The organism is Mesorhizobium waimense (assembly GCF_003601975.1).
Lineage (GTDB): Bacteria > Pseudomonadota > Alphaproteobacteria > Rhizobiales > Rhizobiaceae > Mesorhizobium > Mesorhizobium waimense.
In genome coordinates this window covers 1-17,409 of record NZ_QZWZ01000020.1, presented here as the reverse complement: position 1 = coordinate 17,409, position 17,409 = coordinate 1, and the positions used below count along the sequence as shown (strand labels likewise).

The window sequence follows — 17,409 nt, the reverse complement described above, 5'->3', positions numbered from 1 at the left end:
TGCGTTATGCCCGCAAGACAATTATCAAAGTGTTATACAACTGTTGGCAAGACTGTTTCGAGCGGGGTAGGCTGACAAGACGGATTAATCGGGGGACTGATTGAGCGTTGGTTCTAAGGCAGGCGCGCCGCCCACGGGCAAGCGACAAGCAAATCAGAAGCCTCGCAACGTGTGTATCGTTTCGGAGGTTGAGTTCGGCTCGACGGTGACTGCGGATCCCGGGTCGGCAACCTACGCGCTGGCGCAGCATCTGGCGAGAACCGGCGACACCGTGACACTGCTCTGGGTGCCGAGCCCGCTCGGCAGCCAGCCTGATGCGGAGGAGATCGCCAGGCTGGGCAAATGGTGCTTCGACAATTTCCTGGTGCGGCTCGAATTGCTGCCGCCATCGCCCCAGTTGCTGCGCGGCAATGAGGCGAGCGACAAGAACTCGGTCGCTGTCTACCACTACCTCAAGCAGAATGATTTCGACGTCGTCTATTTTTCGCTCGAGGGCGGCCTGGCGCATTTCCCCACCGTCGCCAAGCGCACGGGCGTTTTTCCCGCTCCGCCTGCGATCGTCGTGCTCGCCCATGAGCCGCTCATGTGGAAGCTGGAGGCCAATGCCCGCGCGGTCGAACAGAAGGACCAGATGACCGTCGCGCACATGGAAAAGACGTCGGCCGAGACGTGCGACCATCTTGTCGTCACCGGCCAGTCCCTGCTCGATTGGATGACCAAGGCGGGATGGAAACTACCCGGCAGCCATCACATTGCAGCGCCCCTCGAGCCTGAGGAGTGGCGTTCGAACTTCGCTGTCGATCATTACCGGCCGCGCGAGCGGCCCACGGCCGAAATTGTTCATTTCTCGGGCACGGAGGCGCGCAGCGGACTGACGCTGTTCTGTGATGCGCTCGACCGCCTGGCCGACAGCGGCGTGGCCGACCTGGCGGTGACCGTCGTCGGCGCGTTTGGTCATGTGCTGGGCGAGCATTCGGGCGGCATGATCGTTCGCCGGGCGCGGCAATGGCCGTTCAAGCTGAAGCTCCTGCCCATTCGAGACGAACCCGAGATCTTCAAATATCTCCGGCAGAGCCATGCGCTGGTGGCGATTACGCACACGGCTGCTCAGCTTCCGCTCGATGTGGTGACATGCCTCGACGAGGAGATCCCGTTTGTCGCGACGGACGTCGGTAGCGTTCGCGACGTGCTCCATCCGAGTTCGGCTGATGCCATCATGATGGAGGCGTCCGCGTCGGCCATCGCGGCCAAAATTGCGTCAGCGCTGGAAAGCCGATCGTTCGGCCCGGCAAAGCCGCTGCAAAAACGGGACGCTCGTGAGAAAGCCTGGAGCAGGCTGCACGCGAAATTCCGCAGGGAACCCGGCAAGGCCCCAAGCCGCAGCCGGAGCCGGCCACCGCTCGTTTCAATCATCACCGCGCACTACAATCGCGCCAGCCTGCTGCCCCAGGCGATTGCCTCGGTTCGGCGCCAGGACTACCCAAACATCGAACTGATCCTCGTTGACGACGGCAGCACCGATCCAGCTGCCGTCCAGTTGCTGGCCGAGATCGAGCCGGAGTTCGTGCAGCGCGGCTGGCGGATCATCCGGCAGAAGAACGGTTTCCTCGGCAAGGCGCGCAACACCGGAATCCGCGCGGCCAAGGGTTCGCTGATCCTGTTCCTGGACGACGACAACGTGCTGTTCCCGAATGCCATCAGTGCCTTCGTTGCCGGCATGCAAAAGTCCGGTGCCGATATCTGCACGACCTTCGCCAAGTGGCTCAACGAACCTTTCGTGCCGCCGGATACGAAGAGCGGTTACATGCTCTATTTCCCGGTCGGCGGACCTACGGACATCGCCCTGATCACCAATCCGTATGGCGATGCCAACGCGATGTTCCGGCGTGAGGTTTTCGACAAGATAGGCTACCTCAACGAGGAGCGAGGCTTTTCGGCCAGCGATTGGGAATTCTTCCTTCGGGCGGACCAGGCCGGCCTGGAGATCGTCACCGTCCCGGAGCCGCTCTATTGGTATCGCTCATCGCCGACCGGCATGAACCGAAATGCCGAGTGGCTGCGAAACCGCAAGCCGATCATCAACGTCTTCCGAAAGCACAAGTTCGCGAATACGGACATGTTCGTGCAACTCGGCATCAGCTCGAACACCGCCAATCATGAGAAAGAACTCAACCTCTGGAATCTGGAGCTTCGGGTCAAGGACGAACGATATCTCCGGTTGAGCGCAGGTTCCCCCAATGGCGCGGACGCGATGCAGTTGCTGGCCGAGATCGCGGCGCGCGAAGGCAGGGCGGATACCGCAGTTTCGCTGCTCGCCCATGCTGGGCGCCCCGACTTCACCCTGGGTGTCGTCGAAATGCTCAACGCAGCGGCCGAGGAAACCGTGCCGGAGTTGCATTCCTCGCTCTACCGCGAGCAGTATCTCTCCGCCGAACCCCTGCGCCTGGCTCATATCGGTTCGTATCCCGATGACGATCCGGCCCTGCTGAGCTATGTCGAGCAATCGCCGGACCAGCTGTTTCTTGAAGCCAAGGGCAGCAATATCACCATGGCTTTGCTGAAGGGCGTCTGCCCGCCGGGCGTCACTGGCGCGACCTGTTGGATTTACCTCGACGAGGAACTGACGGGTCGTGCGCAGTTTCAGCTCGCCATCGTGGATGCGGAAAACCAGACCTTCGGCAATCTCGCCCAACTCCTTGAGAGTGATGGCGGAAGCGGCTGGGCCGATGTCAGCCGACCGCACGAGTCGCGCGAGATCATGGCGACTGTCAGTTCGCCGGCGGCCGACAGGCGCGATCTGCTGCTCGCGGTCCGGTGCGGCGGCAGCCTCCTGGACGCGCGGGTGCTCGGCGGCTTTTCGGGCATCCAGATCAGCCATGTCGTTTCGACCGGCGCGAGGCGTCCGCGCCTCGGCGCGCCGCAGCAACGCCGACGCATGCGCCGAATGACCAGTGACGAGCTGAAGCATTCAACGCTGGTGACCGACCATCCCTCCGATCTGCCGGCGTTGCTTGTCGCCAGCGACAATGGCGGCATATTCCTGCGGCCGAGCACGCATGGCCCGGTTGTTGCCGCCCTCAACTCTGCTTTCCCGGCCTTCGCCAGAAGTGTCATCGCAACAGTAGAGATCGCTCATGAGGAAGCGTCTCCATTCGAGTTCGCCATGGCGCTGGGCAGGCAGGAAGAAAGGCTCGTATGGAAAGGCGATGCCCCGGTCGGTGCCTTGGCGTTCTCCGGATGGACACGGGTTTCGAAACCTTTCGAGCTGCATGATTTGAAGGTTTCAATCCGGGAGATCGATCGCAAATGGCTGACGATCTATCTGGCCATCCGGCTGCCGCGCGGCTCGAAGCCGATGCCATCCAACGCCTTTTGGCGCAAGCTGCTGCTGGTGTGGGACTGACGACGGCATCGTCGATGGCGCAGACCTGGATGTTTGTTTTTACGCAATTCCGAAGGAAAACCGCTACGCACTTTTCCAGGAATTGTTCTAACCTATCGAAATCATGGGAACGGCAGTAGGTTCAGTATATGCACAGGAGGCGCGCCTTGAAAATGAAGATGTCATTCAGTCTTGTCCTGGCATTTATTGTCGTTGCCGGGAGCATCTTGTCTTTCGGAGCGGCCGCCCAGGAACGCGAGCTGGGCCCTAAATGCACCCAGTGGAATTCGTTCCGAGTCCTGTTCAAAAAGGGTGACGGCAAGATATCGGATAAATCTGCGAAGGGCCTGGCGGCTTTCATCCAAGAGGCCGGGCACGAATGCGGCTATAGGCTTTATGCAACGGCGAGCAAGGAAGGTGGCTACGACAAGGCCTACGACATTGCCGGCCGCAGGCTGAGTGCGACCGGCGACTTTCTCAAGGCGCAAGGCGTCAAGCCGGAAATGGTGCTGGCGCTTTCGCATTGGGTCGACGACGGCGCCGCCGACACCAACACGGCGCGGAGCGCCATCCTATACACTCTCCCGAAGCAAGGGATATCGTGCCGACAGTATGAGAAGCGCGACCCTGTCCAGGTTCACCTCTTTTTCTACAACCAGTCCTCCGTGATTTCACAGCAGATCAAAGACGACCTCGACAAGTTTGCCGCCAGCATCCGAGACGCGCGCTGCAATGTCGAACTGACGGCCCTGGCTGCCAAGGAATTCACCGGCTCCAGCGCCGCAAAGAAAAACAAGGAACTGGCCAAGAAGCGTGTGAAGGCGATCGTGGATATTTTGACCGCGGCCGGGATCGACAGCGACCGGCTCATCGACACGAACGTTGAGTACGTAGGCGACAAGAAGCCGAACGTCGCGACCAGTCGTCTGGCGACCGCGTCCCTGATGTAGCGGCTGGATCGGCTGGCGCCGCGCGTTTTCGAGCGATCGGCTACCCCGGCTGCAGTAGAATGCCCCTGCGGCCCAACAACCAGCGCAGGCCGCATGCCAGCACGACATTGAACAGGGCAAGGCCGCCAAGTACGGCGAGCGTGCCTTGCGCTCCCGTCCATTGCATCAGCACCGCGCCCATCGACGGCGCGGCCGCCTGGGCGATCAGGCTCGGCATAGCCAGGCGGCCCATCAATTTCGCGTAGCCCGACGGACCGAACAATGCGAGCGGCAAGGTGCCGCGCGCGATCGATTCAAGGCCGATGCCGGCGCCGTAAAAGCCGAGCGCCACCGGCACGGCCGGCATGCCGATCCAGAGTGCAGAGATGCCTATGGCGACGAAACTCGCCGAGGCAAGCTTGGTCCAGATCGGATGATGGTAGCGCGCGATCATCATTTCGATGGCGCGTGCCGTCACTTGGAACGGGCCGACCAGGGCGCCAAGACCGACGGCGGCGGCAAGCGCCAGGCCGCTGGCCTGCAGAATCGCCAGCAGGTGCACCGACATCGTCGAGGAGATCACCGCGGCAAGCGTGATGGTGGCGGCGAGCACGATCATCAGCGCCAGGGACGGATCGCCCACAGGCGCGGGTTTGGCGTTTCCTTCCGCTTCGGTTCTGCTGCCGCGCGGTGACACCCCGCGCGGCAGCAGCGTGAGATAGAGCGGCAGAGCGACAAGCAGTTGCACCGCCGCGTAGACGAGGCAGGCACCGCGCCAGCCGATCTCGGCCATCAGGAAGGCGGAAATCGGCCAGCAGACGGTGCTGGCGAAGCCGCCGAACAGGGTCAAGGTGGTGATCGCCGAACGCGCGCTGTGGCCGTACAGGCGGCCAAGCGTCGCGAAGGCCGCGTCATAGAGCCCAGCCCCCATGCCGAGCCCGATCACGAGCCACGCGCCGACATAGGCCGCAAGGGTCGGCGCCGCTGCCAGGCCGATCTGGCCGGCGCCGATGCAGACGGCGCTGAAAGCAAGCACATTGCGGCCGCCATGACGTTCGATCGAGGAGCCGACACGCGGCGAGATCAAGCCGGCGACCAGAAGCCCGAGCGACAGGCCGCCGACCACCCAAGCCAGCGGCCAACCGGTCTCTGCGGCCACTTTCGGCGCAATGACCGCCGGCAAATAGTAGGAAGAGCCCCACGCCATGATCTGCGTCAGCCCAAGCACGGTGATGATCGTGCCGCGGCTACGCATGCCCGACGGAATGCTCATGCGGCGACGCCGCAGCCGCAGCCACTCTTGCCGGCGGTCTTCGCCTCGACATCGGCGACGCAGCACGCATCCGCCTCTTGCGGCGCCGGGCCACCGCAGCAGTCTTCAGACGCGCTTTCGGCCAAGGCGAGCGATCCTGGCACCACGCAGACGCCGGTCTCGGGCAGGACCAGTCGCACCGCATCGGCGGACGCGGTGTCGCCTGCCAAAGCGGCCGCGACCGAGCGCACCTGTTCGTAGCCGGTCAAAAGCAGGAAAGTCGGCGCCCGGCCGTAGCTCTTGATGCCGACCGTGTAGAAATCTGCCTCGGGATGGCTGAGTTCGCGGTGTCCGTGCGGGGGCACGTCGCCGCAGGAATGCTCGTTGGGATCGATGAGCGGCCCTAACGCCTTGACGCTTTCCAGCCACGGATCAAGATCGAGCCGAAGCTCCCTGGTCAGCGTGAGATCGGGCCGCTGCCCGGTGGCGGCGATGATGCGGTCGACCGGGCCGATCCGCCGCAAGCCGTCTGCTGTCTCGCCCTCGACGATCAGGCGACCGCCTTCGTCGCGAACGGCCACAGTGGCAAAGCCAGTGACCAGCGTGACGCGGCCGCTTTCGGCAAGTTCGCGCGCATCGGCGCCAAGTTCGCCACGCGCCGGCAGCTGGTCGGCATCGCCGCCGCCATAGATGCGCACGAGGTCGGTGCCGCGAGCCGTCCAGATGGACGCCGTCCCAGGTTCGGCATCAGCGAGCCTGGCAAGATCGAGCAAGGCATTGGCCGCCGAATGGCCGGAGCCGGCGACCAGCGTGGTGCGGCCGGCATAAACGCTTCGGTCACGGCCTAGAATATCGGGAATGCCGTAAGCGATGCGATCGGCGAATTCCATCTCGCCCTCGGCCGCGAGGCCGCCGGCACCGAGCGGGTTCGGTGACTGCCATGTGCCCGAAGCATCGATGACGGCGCGGGCACCGTCACGCCTGGTGCCATTGGCAGTTTCGACCACCAGCATGAAGGGCCGTGCTTCGCGTCCCCTGCTGCGCACCTTGTCAGCGCCCCAGCGCGAGATGCCGACAATTCGAGCGCCGGTTTCGATCACCGGCGCCAGCTCGGGGAGTTTCGCCAGCGGTTCGAGATAGAGATCGACAAGCTCGTTGGCGGTGGGAAACGCCTCGGGATCGGGCATTTTCCAGCCATGCTCTTCCAGCAGTTCCCTCGCCCCCTGATCGACACAAAAGCGCCAGGGCGTAAAAATCCTGACATGGCCCCAATCGCGAAGGTTGGTAGCAACGTCGCCGCCGGCCTCGTAGAGCTTCACTGGTAGCCCCTGGCGAAGCAGATGGACGGCTGCCGCCAGGCCGACAGGGCCGGCACCGATGACTGCTACCGGGAGATCGTTGTGCTTGTTCATTTCTCTACCTTCCGTAATTCCGGGATTATCGAAATACAAGCCAAAAAAATTACGCCGCCGCCTCTCCCGCGGCGGGATTGCTGGCGGCATCGGCGCAGCATTCGTCGGCGAGGAAGCCGATCAGATCCCGCATGATCGGATAGTTGGCGCGGCAGATCAGCGTCGTCGCCTGCCGCTCCTGCGTGACGAGACCGGTCAGGATGAGGCGGTGCAAATGATGCGACAGCGTTGAGGCGGCAATGCCCAAACTTTCCTGCAGCGTGCCGACCGGCCTGCCCGCCTCGCCTGCCCGGACTAGGATGCGGTAGAGTTTCAGCCGCGTGGGGTTGCCCAGCGCCTCGAGCTGTTTTGCTGCTTGTTCGAGTTTCATGGAAATATCCATACGCCCAGACTCAGCTGGGCGTCAACTCAATTTCGAAGAAATTCGAAATAAGCTCTCAGAGGATGCGCTTGCCGTCGGCGCCGATCACCACTTCGCCGTCTTCCTTGGTGAAAGGGCCGATGTCGGGATTGGGCAGGATGTCGAGGACCGCTTCCGACGGCCGCGCCAGCATGGTGCCGAGCGGCGTCACCACGATCGGCCGGTTGATCAGGATCGGATGCGCCAGCATGAAATCGAGGATCTCGCCGTCGCTCCATTTGGGATCGCCAAGGTTCAGCTCGGCATAGGGCGTGCCGCTCTCGCGCAACAGCTGGCGCGGCGTCATCGCCATGGCAGCGATCAGTTCGATGAGTTTTTCACGCGACGGCGGGTTCTTCAGATACTCGATCACTTCCGGCTCCTCGCCGGACTGGCGGATGATGGCCAGCGTGTTGCGCGAAGTGCCGCATTGAGGGTTGTGATAGATGGTGATGGTCATTCGGCGGGTCTCATCTGAGGCAAGGGTTTCGGTTCGGCAAGCAGCCAGCTCGCCAGCGCCATGGCCAGCAGCGCGCCGACAAGCTCGGCGACGATGAAGGCCGGGACATCGAGCGGCCTGATGCCGGCAAAAGTGTTGGAGAAAGCGCGCGCGATGGCGACCGCCGGATTGGCGAATGAGGTCGAAGCGGTGAACCAGTACGCTGCGGTGATGTAGAGACCGACCAGCCACGGGATCGACTCCGGACGGGCGCGCAGGCCGGCGAGGATGGTGAAGACCAGGCCGAAACTCGCGACCAGTTCGGCGATCCACTGCCCCGTGCCGCTTCGCACCGTGGTGGACAGCTCGACCAGAGGCAGGCCGAACATAGCGTGCGCGATCAGTGTGCCTGCAATGCCGCCGGCGATCTGCGCCAGGACATAGGCCAACGCCGCCTTGGTTTCGATCTCCCGCCGCAGCCCAAACACCAGCGTCACTGCCGGGTTGAAATGGGCGCCGGAGACCGGGCCGAGGATAGTGATCAGCACCACCAGAATGGCGCCGGTCGGGATGGTGTTGCCGAGCAGGGCCAATGCCACATCGTCGGTGAGCCGGTCGGCCATGATGCCCGAACCGATGACGGCGGCGACCAGCATCGCGGTGCCGAGGGCTTCGGCGACGAGACGGCGGGGCAGATCAAGGGTCATGCTCAGCCGGCCCTTGGCAGATCACGGCCGATCTCATCCAGCCGCTTCTGCAGGGCCAATTTATCGACGGTGCTCATCGGCAGGCTGACGAAGATCGAGATGCGGTTGTTGAGCATGCGGTAGGCTTCGGCGAAGGCCAGATGCCTTTCCGCATCGGTGCCCTCGACTTCGGCCGGGTCGGGCACGCCCCAATGCGCGGTCATCGGCTGGCCCGGCCAGACCGGACAGGATTCATTGGCGGCGTTGTCGCAGACGGTGAAGACGAAATTCATCTCTGGCGCGCCGGGGACCGCAAATTCTTCCCAGTTCTTCGAACGGGCAAAGGAGGTGTCGTGGTTGAGCGTCTTCAAGAGCTGCAGCGTGAATGGATGGACCTCGCCCTTGGGATGCGAGCCGGCGGAATAGGCCTTGAACCTGCCGGCGCCGACCCGGTTGAGGATCGCCTCGGCGAGGATCGAGCGCGCCGAATTGCCGGTGCAGAGAAACAAGACGTTGTAGATCTGATCGCTCATCAATTCCTCCCTCAACATTTGCAGGTCACGGCCTGGATAATGGGCTGGCAGAGCTCCGGCGCGCCGTTGCAGCAGTCCTCCATCAGATAGGCGAGCAGGTCGCGAAAGCCGGTCATATCCGGTGCATAGCGGATGCTGCGCCCCTCACGCCCGGCACTGACCAGCCCGGCTTGGTCGAGCACCTTCAGATGCGCCGACATGGTGTTCTGGACGATGTCGAGCCGCGCAGCGATCTCGCCGGCGGGCAAACCGCCTGCCCCGGTGCGCACCAGCAACCGGAAGACTTCGAGGCGTGTGTCCTGGCCGAGGGCTGCCAATGCGCGAAGAGCTGCTTCCTTGTCCATCCATATATCCATAAATCCGGATTTAAGGATGCCTAGCGCGACCATATGACAGCTGGATGACAGACGGGCGCGGAACCGGTACGGCGGCAGGGCGTCCGTCCTTGCTAGGCCACGCAGATGCCCGGCACTGCGACCTTCTGGAACAGATGCGGGGAAGCGACCGCCGAGGTCGGATAGGCCGAGATCTTGGCCCTGAACTGAGGATGCGTGAAGGCGGCGCGGAAGGCGGCGGTCGACTCCCACACGGCACAGTTCAAATAGGTCGGGCTGTCGCCGAGCGCGCGGTGGAGCTGGGTCGAGATGAAGCCCGGCTGCTGCTTCATGAAGGCGGCATCATCCTGCCACACCTGGAGGAAGGTCTGCTCGTCGGCCTTGTCGAGCGTGAAAAGATTGACCAGCACGACGGCGCTGGCGTCGATCGCGACCTGACGGTCGATGGGGAAGGCAGGATCCATTGGGCGTATCTCAGTCATCATAAGGCTCCATCTAATTGGTGTTATGGTGTCACTCTGTTATGATGCATACATACCAACTTGACACTATGATGTCAATCACGATATAGGATGACAAATGAACGAACCCATTCGAACCCCGGCCGGTGAAGCCTTGAACGATCTTGTTCTCGACCTGTTCAGGCTCAACGGCCGAATGCTCGCCGCCGGAGACAGGCTGGTCGCCGACCTTGGCCTGACCAGCGCCCGCTGGCAGGTCCTCGGCGCCATCGTCATCGCCGAACGGCCGCAGCCGGTCGCCTGGCTGGCGCGCGATCTCGGCGCCAACCGCCAGAACGTGCAGCGGATCGTCAACGACCTGCACAAGGAAGGGCTCGTCGCATTCGGGGCCAACCCGCATCACCAGCGGGCACAACTCGTCGTTCTGACCGACAAGGGAAGACAGGCCTTCGACGCCGCCATGCGCTTGCAGGCGCCCTGGGTGAACAGGCTCGCCGACGGGCTCGTGGTCAAGGATCTCAACACAATGCACGCCGTGATCACGGCGCTGCGCCGGAAACTCGAAGGAGACATGGATGCGGAAGAGCAGAGCTGACCGCTACGGCACTGTAGCGGTGTCCATTCACTGGCTGAGCGCCATCCTGATTCTGGCCCTGCTCGGCTCCGGCTTCAGGGCCGCCAATGCAATGGATGCGGCTGTGAAGGCCGACCTCCTTCGTTTCCACATTCCGGTGGCGATCGTGGTCTTGCTGCTGACGGCATTCCGCATCGTCTGGTGGTGGCGCTTCGATCTGCGGCCGCTTCCCGCGCAAGGATCGCCAGCCTGGCAGGAACGCATCGCACGCCTTGTGCATGTCGCTTTCTACATCGTCATTCTCGGCATGGCCGCCAGCGGCATCGGCATGATGGTCCTGAGTGGTGCTGCCCCGGTGATCTTCGGCCAGAGCAGCGCGACTTTGCCGAACTTCACCGACTATCCGCCGCGCGCGCCGCATGGCTTCGGCGCCTTGCTGCTCGTGGCGCTGCTGGTGTTCCATGCCGGCGCGGCGCTTTACCACCAGTTCATTCGGCGTAGTGACGGGCTGCTCCGGCGCATGTGGTATGGTGCATGATCCAATCGCCGCGCGAAAATTCTCGTCCTGGCGTGACGACACAGAGCCGGTCTATTGGCGATAAACCCGCCGATGGTCGGCCAGCACTTCGTCGATGACGGCCCAGGATTTCGCGGCCTCGCGCTGGTTGCCGTCATGTCCAGAAGCGGTGATCAGGGCTTTCCACAACGCCCAGCCCCGGCCGCGTGCCCAGGTTTCTCCGTCGAGGGCAAGCGCATCGCGGAAGGTCTGTCGGCTCTCCCCGGAAAACTCCGTCCAGGCGATCACCAGGTCGCAGGCGGGATCGCCGACGGCCGAACTGCCGAAATCGATGACGCCGCAGAGCTTTCCGTCCTCGACCAGCAAATTGCCAGAGGCGACGTCGCCATGGACCCAGACCGGCGGGCGCTGCCACTCGGAGCCAATCGCGCTTGCCCAAACCTCTCGCGCGGTATCCGTGTCGATGCGCCCAGTCAGTGCCGACAGTGCTCTACGGGTCTCGGCGCCGTAGACCGCAAGCCGGCCGGCGCGATGGAAATTGTGCTGGCCGGCCGGCGGGCCATCGGTGGCATCGACGCGGTAAAGAGCGAGCAGAAAATCGGCCAGCGAGCGGGCGAACTGGGTGGGATCGGCAGTCCGGCCGTTCTCTGCCGGCTGGCCGCGCAGCCAGCCATAGACCGACCAGGGCCAGGGATAGTCTTGCCCGGGCGCACCCTTGGCCAGCGGCACCGGGATCGGCAGCGGCAGATGCGGCGCGAGCCGGGGCAGCCAGCGCTGCTCCTTCTCGACCTGCGCGGCATAGGGCGCCGCACTCGGCAGGCGCACCGACATGTCGTCGCCGAGACGAAAGGTGCGATTGTCCCAGCCGCCCGGCTCGACCGGTTCCACCGGCAGGTCGGACCAGTGAGGAAACTGCGCGGCAATCAGCCGGCGAACGAGGTCGGAATCGATCGAGACATCTTGATGCATTCGAGCACTAACTTACCGATGAAGGTATCCGGTGACACTAGCCGAGGACTCAGCGGCGCAAAACGAGAGCCGTCACCAAAGAACGTTCACCCCTTCACGCCACCCGCGGTGAGGCCGGAGACGATCTTGCGCTGGAAGATCAGCACGAGGACGACAAGCGGCACGGTGACGATCACCGAAGCGGCCATGATGTTGCCCCAGGGGATCTCGAACTGCGAACTGCCGGACAGAAGGGCGATGGCGACCGGCACGGTTCGTTGTTCGTTGCTGGAGGTGAAGGTGAGCGCGAAGAGGAATTCGTTCCAGGCGCCGATGAAGGCGAGCAGCCCGGTGGTGACCAGCGCCGGCCACATCAGCGGCAGGAAAACGCGGGTGATGATGATCCATGGCGTCGCGCCGTCGAGGATCGCCGCCTCCTCGATCTCGAGCGGGAGGTCGCGGACGAAGGCGGTGAGCACCCAGACGGTGAACGGCAGCGTGAAGATCATGTAGGAAAAGACCAGCGCCAGGGGCGAATTGTAGAGGCCAAGCGTGCGGATCAGCTCGAACAGGCCGGCAAGCAGCGCCACCGGCGGGAACATGGAAACGGAGAGTATGGCGAACAGGAGAAGCGAGCGGCCACGGAAGCGGATGCGCGTCAGCGCGTAGGCGGCGGTGACGCCAAGGAACAGCGAGATGACGACGACAGCGCCGGAGACAATCAGCGAGTTGAGGAGATTGCGCGGGAAGGTCCCGTCGGTGAGGACGGTCCGGTAGTTGGCGAAGCTGATCATCTTCGGCCAATAGTCGACCTCGAACAGCGCCGTCCCCGATTTCAGGCTGGTGACGACGGCGTAGTAGAACGGGAACACCGCGACAATGACGATGACCGCGACGAGCAGGTAGAAGGCGGCGCGGCTGAGGATCCGCATGGTCGATGGCCACATCATCAATAGTCCCTGTCCAGTCTGACCCGGCCGAGCCACAGCACGAGCATTGTTAGCAGAGCGAGAATGAGGAAGAGCAGCGTCGAGGCGGCGGAGCCGTAGGCGAATTTGTCGAACTCGAACAGGTTCTCGCGGGCAAACACCGACATCGACTTGGTGTGCGCATTGTTTGGCGTCAGCACATAGATCAGGTCGAAGATGCGCAGCGCGTCGAGGCCACGGAAGATCACCGCCACCATCAGCGCCGGCCGGATGAGCGGCAAGGTCACCTTCCAGAACACCCGCCAGGGGCTCACGCCATCGATCCGGGCGACCTCGTAGATCTCGCGCGGCAGCATCTGCAGCGCGGCGAGGATGAGAAGCGCCATGAACGGCGTGGTCTTCCAGATATCGACGATGAGGACGGCGACCATCGCCGTATCGGCGCTGGCGGTCCAGGCGATCTTGGTGCTGATCAGGCCGAGGTTGAGCAGCACATCGTTGATGATGCCGAACTGGTCGTTGAGCATCCACTGCCACATCTTCGCCGAGACGATCGTCGGGATCGCCCAGGGGATGAGGACGGCGGCGCGTACGAAGCCGCGGCCCGGGAATTCGGCGTTGAGCACCAGTGCGACGACCATGCCGAAGACCGTCTCGCAGGTCACCGAGATCAGAGCGAAGCGCACCGTGTTCCAGACGGCGCGCCACCAGGCTGGGTCGACGAGCAGGCCGTCGTAAAGAACCCGGCCGCTCGGCATGCTGAGCTCCGAAAAGTAATTGGCAAAGCCAATCCACCGCCCCGCCTCTAGATCGGTCAGCGAGGTGTCGGTGAAGCTGAAATAGATGGTGCGCAGAAGCGGCCAGCCGGCGACAGCGGCAAGCACGACGAGCATCGGGGCAAGGAACAGCCACGCCGCGCGCACGCGCTGGCGCATCAGCCTGGAACGCGGCTGTATCACCAGGCGGCGCCCTTGAGCTTCGTCAGCGTCACTTCGAGATCGGCGAGGTTGTCGGCGGCCGTGCCTTCGCCGGAGAGCGTCTTGTGCACGGCGGTCCAGAACGCGTTGGACACCTCGTTGTACCTGACCTTGGCCTCATTCGAGGGACGCGGCACGGCGTTGAGGAAGACCTCCTTCCAGCGCGGGATGACCGGTTGCTCCCTGGCGATGTCGGCATCGTCGTAGAGCGCCTGGATGGTCGGCAAATAGGACGCCTTCAGCGCGCGGTACTTCTGCATTTCAGGTGAAGCGACCCATTTGACCAGCTCGATCGCTGCATCGGGGTTCTTCGAATATTTGGAGACGGCGAGGTTCCAACCGCCGAGCGTCGCCGCCGAGCGGGCGCCCTCGCCTGACCCGGGCGGCAGCGTGGTCACGTCGAACTTGCCCTTGATGGGCGAGCCTTCGCTCTCGCCCAGCGAATAGGCGTAGGGCCAGTTGCGCATGAAGACCGCATTGCCGGTCTGCCAGACGCCGCGCGACTCTTCCTCCTGGTAGGCGAGAACGCCCGGAGGCGCGATGGTGCCCACCCAGCCCTTGGCCATGTCGAGCGCGGCGGCGGCCTTCGGATTGTTGATCGAGATCGTGCCGTCCGGCTCGACGATCTGCCCACCGCCGTTCGACATCACCCATTCGAGCGCGTCGCAGGTCAGCCCCTCATAGGCGTTGCCCTGGAAGACGAAGCCCCAAATGTCCTTGTGGCCGGCCTCTCGTTCCTTGTCCATGACGCGCTTGGCGGTGGCGGCAAGCTCGCTCCAGCTTCCCGGCAGCTTGGCGCCATACTTATCCAGCAGGTCCTTGCGGTAGTAGAGCGCCGGCGCGTCAGTGAATATCGGCAACGCCACCAGCTTGCCATCGACGGTCTGCGATTCGATGATCGACGGGAAATGGGCTGCAACGACATCCTTGGTCGCAGCGGTCAGGTCGACAAGCTGGCTGGCCAGTTGCGGCGCCCAGATGACGTCGGTCTGATAGACGTCGATGTCGCTGTTGTGGGCGGCGAGCCAGAGCCTGTATTGGCCGAACTGGTCCGTGGTCGAGGTCGGCATCGGAATGATGGTGACCTTGTTGCCGCTTTTCTTCTCGTACTGGTCGAGGATATCGCGAAGCACCTTCAGGCCGTTGCCGGTGTCGCCCGAGACGATGGAGAGGTCGACGGCCCGGGCCGGGCTGGCGGCGAGCACAGCGGCGACGGCAAACGCAAGCAGCGTGTGAAAGAACTTCATGGCGGCGGGTCTCCTCCGGCAGCCGACCAAAACGGACAGGCCATGCCTGACCGTGCCGGCTGCTCACGACGCGCCCCGCCCTCTCCCGCATTGAACTGCGAAGAGGCGCGTTGGGTTCCCAAGTCGGCTGGTTCATTTTCGACTTGTGGTTGCCTTACGCGGCGGCGCGCCGCGCCAGGCGCCCGGCGACAGGCCCTTGATGGTCTTGAACACTCTTGTGAGATGACTCTGGTCGGCAAAGCCGGTCGCCACTGCAATTTCCGCAAGCGGCATGTCGGTCCGCATCAGCGCTGACGCGGCACGGATGCGGCGGTCGCGCAGATATTGTCCAGGCGTCATGGCAGCAGTGCGGTGAAAATCGCGGATGACCTGGAAGCGGCTGACGCCGGCGGCGCTGGCCAGGCGCGCAAGGTCGAAGCCGGCGGCAAGATCGGCCTCGATCAGTTCGCCATAGAGGCGGAAGCGCCTGATAGGCTCGCCGCCATCGGAGGCATGAATGCGGCCACTGCAGCCGCCGAAGCGGCTGGCGAGCCGGCGCAGCACGACCAGCATCGCCGCTTCCTGCTCAAGCGGCTGCCCCGCCAGACTGTGCGCACGCACGAAGCCTCGCGCCAGGTCTGACGCCTGCAAAATTCCCTCGGCGAACATCGGCAATCCCCGCAGTCCGAGATCGTCGGCGATCTCGCCCATCAAGGTCACATCGGGATAGCAGGTGCGGTAGGCCCAGCCTACAGCGCAGCCCTTCTCGCCGTCATGCGGATCTTCGGGATTGACGGCGATGATCGAGCCTGCGGGCGCCAAATGATTGCGGCGACCGATCCTCAGCTTCTCGACGCCGGCGACGACGACGCCGAACACGTAGGTTGGATGAGTGTGCAGCGCATAAGCATGGTCGCGGTAGCGGGCGGCGAGCATTTCGAGGTCGCCGAGGCCGGCATGCCGCGTCAAGCGCGCGGCTTCGCGTTCTTTCTGTTCGCTGGCATCGCTCATGGTGCCCCAGCCTTCTCAAAAGCACGCGGCCCGTCAATCCCGTTCAAGACCGGGAGCCAGGCAACCGGGTATCCTAGACGACACAGGACGACGCGGAGGTTTGACAATGCATGAGAACGACAAGGTGGCGGCGATCGTGCCGGAGGCGATCGGCTGGCGGCAACACATCCATGCCAATCCGGAACTGGGCTTTGCCGAGCACGAGACGGCGGCCTTCGTCGCGGGAAAGCTCAGAGAATTCGGCCTTGCCGTTCATACTGACGTCAGCGCAACCGCTGTCGTCGCTACACTGACCAGAGGCACAAGCCGCCGGTCGATCGCGTTGCGCGCCGAGCTCGACGCCTTGCCGATCACGGAAGCCGCCGCTGTCGACTACGCCTCGCGCAAGGACGGCGTCATGCATGCCTGCGGCCATGACGGCCATATGGCGATGCTGCTCGGCGCCGCAAAGCTGCTTGCCGAGAGCGGCAGTTTCGAGGGCACGGTGGTGTTCGTCTTCCAACCCGCCGAGGAGGTGCTGGGCGGCGGCAAGAAGATGATCGAAGACGGGTTGCTCCGCCGCTTTCCAGTCGAGCAGGTGTTCGCGGTCCACAACTGGCCGGGCTTCCCGGAAGGGCATGTCGGCGTGCGGGCCGGACCGCAAATGGCGGCGGTCGACGATTTCGAGGTCGCCTTTCGCGGCCGCGGCTGCCACGCAGCGATGCCGCATCTGGGCGACGATCCGGTGCTGGCCGCGGCAAGCTTCGTCACCGCCGTCCAGCGCCTGGTCAGCCGCAGTGTCGATCCGCTGTCGCCCGCGGTGCTGTCGGTGACGCAAATCCATGGCGGCCGCTTCAACAATTTCGTGCCAGGCGAGGTGAAGGTCGAGGGCACCTGCCGCTTCTACGACCGCGCGCTGTCAGATCATTGCGCCGCCGAGATCGAGCGCGTGGCCAGGGCCTGCGCGGCGATGCACGGGGCGAGTGCCGCGCTCACCTACAAGCGTGGCTATCCGCCCGTTGTGAATTCGCCTGATGGCGCGGCACTCGCGGCGCAAGCCGCCGCCGACACAGTCGGCGCGGATCGTGTCCTTACCGAGTTCCAGCCGAGCATGGGCTGCGAGGATTTTGCCTATTTGCTGCAAGGCGTTGGCGACGGCGCCTATGCCTGGATCGGCGCCGGCGATGTCGGCCCGGCCGAAGGACTGCATGGTGACCGCTTCGTCTTCAACGACACCATCATCCCGATCGGCATCCGCTTTTTCCTCAACGTCGTCGAGCGCGCCTTGCCTCCTAGTCATCTGAATCTAAATTTCGTGGCATAAGGATTGTTCCGCCTTCTGGCAGAAGCGTTTGACGGAGGCGAGAATGTCGTCTGCGGACTTGGTCCATCGATATGGCTTGGGGTTCTCGTTGTGGC

Annotated in this window: 18 protein-coding genes; 5 read left to right on the top strand and 13 right to left on the bottom strand. The window is 63.7% G+C overall.

Annotation, left to right across the window (positions count from 1 at the left end; translation table 11 throughout):
* Positions 1-169 precede the first annotated feature (169 nt).
* Together D3227_RS23380 and D3227_RS23375 are read left to right on the top strand one after the other, a co-directional pair.
* Entirely contained in the window at positions 170-3,403 is a 3,234-nt protein-coding gene (locus tag D3227_RS23380) for a DUF6212 domain-containing protein (protein ID WP_120016653.1), read from the top strand.
* A gap of 152 nt (positions 3,404-3,555) precedes the next feature.
* Complete coding sequence (locus tag D3227_RS23375; protein WP_245451849.1) at positions 3,556-4,332, top strand: OmpA family protein; 777 nt, start codon at positions 3,556-3,558, stop codon at positions 4,330-4,332.
* 40 nt (positions 4,333-4,372) lie between these two features.
* On the opposite strand, the gene D3227_RS23370 is transcribed toward D3227_RS23375, so the two are convergent.
* The 8 genes from D3227_RS23370 to D3227_RS23335 form a co-directional block, all read right to left on the bottom strand.
* Entirely contained in the window at positions 4,373-5,584 is a 1,212-nt protein-coding gene (locus D3227_RS23370; RefSeq protein ID WP_120016651.1) for an MFS transporter, read from the bottom strand.
* On the bottom strand, positions 5,581-6,975 hold the full coding sequence (locus D3227_RS23365; RefSeq protein WP_120016650.1) for an NAD(P)-binding protein: 1,395 nt from the start codon (positions 6,973-6,975) through the stop codon (positions 5,581-5,583). Before D3227_RS23365 ends, D3227_RS23370 begins: the two co-directional genes overlap by 4 nt.
* Positions 6,976-7,024: 49 nt before the next feature.
* Positions 7,025-7,345 carry an ArsR/SmtB family transcription factor gene (locus D3227_RS23360; RefSeq protein WP_120016752.1) on the bottom strand — a complete coding sequence of 107 codons (321 nt, stop codon included), beginning with the start codon at positions 7,343-7,345 and terminating at the stop codon, positions 7,025-7,027.
* Between the two features lie 67 nt (positions 7,346-7,412).
* Positions 7,413-7,835, bottom strand: coding sequence for an arsenate reductase (glutaredoxin) (arsC, locus tag D3227_RS23355; RefSeq protein ID WP_120016649.1), 423 nt, complete (start codon positions 7,833-7,835; stop codon positions 7,413-7,415).
* Positions 7,832-8,521, bottom strand: a complete 690-nt coding sequence (locus D3227_RS23350; protein ID WP_120016648.1) for an aquaporin — start codon at positions 8,519-8,521, stop codon at positions 7,832-7,834. Before D3227_RS23350 ends, arsC begins: the two co-directional genes overlap by 4 nt.
* A 2-nt stretch (positions 8,522-8,523) precedes the next feature.
* On the bottom strand, positions 8,524-9,033 hold the full coding sequence (locus D3227_RS23345) for an arsenate reductase ArsC (RefSeq protein ID WP_120016751.1): 510 nt from the start codon (positions 9,031-9,033) through the stop codon (positions 8,524-8,526).
* 11 nt (positions 9,034-9,044) lie between these two features.
* Positions 9,045-9,377: an ArsR/SmtB family transcription factor gene (locus D3227_RS23340; RefSeq protein ID WP_120016647.1), complete on the bottom strand. Its 333-nt coding sequence runs from the start codon at positions 9,375-9,377 to the stop codon at positions 9,045-9,047.
* A gap of 104 nt (positions 9,378-9,481) precedes the next feature.
* A complete protein-coding gene (locus D3227_RS23335) occupies positions 9,482-9,850 on the bottom strand; it encodes an antibiotic biosynthesis monooxygenase family protein (RefSeq protein ID WP_120016750.1) in 369 nt (122 codons plus the stop codon).
* Positions 9,851-9,947: 97 nt separating this feature from the next.
* On the opposite strand from D3227_RS23335, the gene D3227_RS23330 reads away from it, so the two are divergent.
* Positions 9,948-10,424 (top strand): MarR family winged helix-turn-helix transcriptional regulator, encoded by a 477-nt coding sequence (locus D3227_RS23330; protein WP_120016646.1) that lies wholly within the window; start codon positions 9,948-9,950, stop codon positions 10,422-10,424.
* Positions 10,405-10,941 (top strand): cytochrome b, encoded by a 537-nt coding sequence (locus D3227_RS23325; RefSeq protein ID WP_120016645.1) that lies wholly within the window; start codon positions 10,405-10,407, stop codon positions 10,939-10,941. The genes D3227_RS23330 and D3227_RS23325 overlap by 20 nt, the downstream gene beginning before the upstream one ends.
* A 51-nt stretch (positions 10,942-10,992) precedes the next feature.
* Here D3227_RS23325 and D3227_RS23320 read toward each other — a convergent pair whose 3' ends face one another.
* The 5 genes from D3227_RS23320 to D3227_RS23300 all read right to left on the bottom strand — a co-directional run bounded on the left by D3227_RS23320 (position 10,993) and on the right by D3227_RS23300 (position 16,011).
* Complete coding sequence (locus D3227_RS23320; protein ID WP_120016644.1) at positions 10,993-11,889, bottom strand: aminoglycoside phosphotransferase family protein; 897 nt, start codon at positions 11,887-11,889, stop codon at positions 10,993-10,995.
* 86 nt (positions 11,890-11,975) lie between these two features.
* Positions 11,976-12,800, bottom strand: coding sequence for a carbohydrate ABC transporter permease (locus D3227_RS23315; protein WP_120016749.1), 825 nt, complete (start codon positions 12,798-12,800; stop codon positions 11,976-11,978).
* Positions 12,801-12,817: 17 nt separating this feature from the next.
* Positions 12,818-13,732, bottom strand: coding sequence for a carbohydrate ABC transporter permease (locus tag D3227_RS23310; protein ID WP_120016643.1), 915 nt, complete (start codon positions 13,730-13,732; stop codon positions 12,818-12,820).
* Positions 13,733-13,752: 20 nt separating this feature from the next.
* The gene (locus D3227_RS23305) at positions 13,753-15,021 is read right to left on the bottom strand and encodes an ABC transporter substrate-binding protein (protein ID WP_120016642.1); all 1,269 of its coding nucleotides are present in this window, start codon (positions 15,019-15,021) and stop codon (positions 13,753-13,755) included.
* A gap of 132 nt (positions 15,022-15,153) precedes the next feature.
* Positions 15,154-16,011, bottom strand: coding sequence for an AraC family transcriptional regulator (locus tag D3227_RS23300; protein ID WP_120016641.1), 858 nt, complete (start codon positions 16,009-16,011; stop codon positions 15,154-15,156).
* Positions 16,012-16,117: 106 nt separating this feature from the next.
* Between D3227_RS23300 and D3227_RS23295 the strand changes: the two genes are divergently transcribed.
* Entirely contained in the window at positions 16,118-17,314 is a 1,197-nt protein-coding gene (locus D3227_RS23295; protein WP_120016640.1) for an amidohydrolase, read from the top strand.
* Positions 17,315-17,409: the final 95 nt, after the last annotated feature.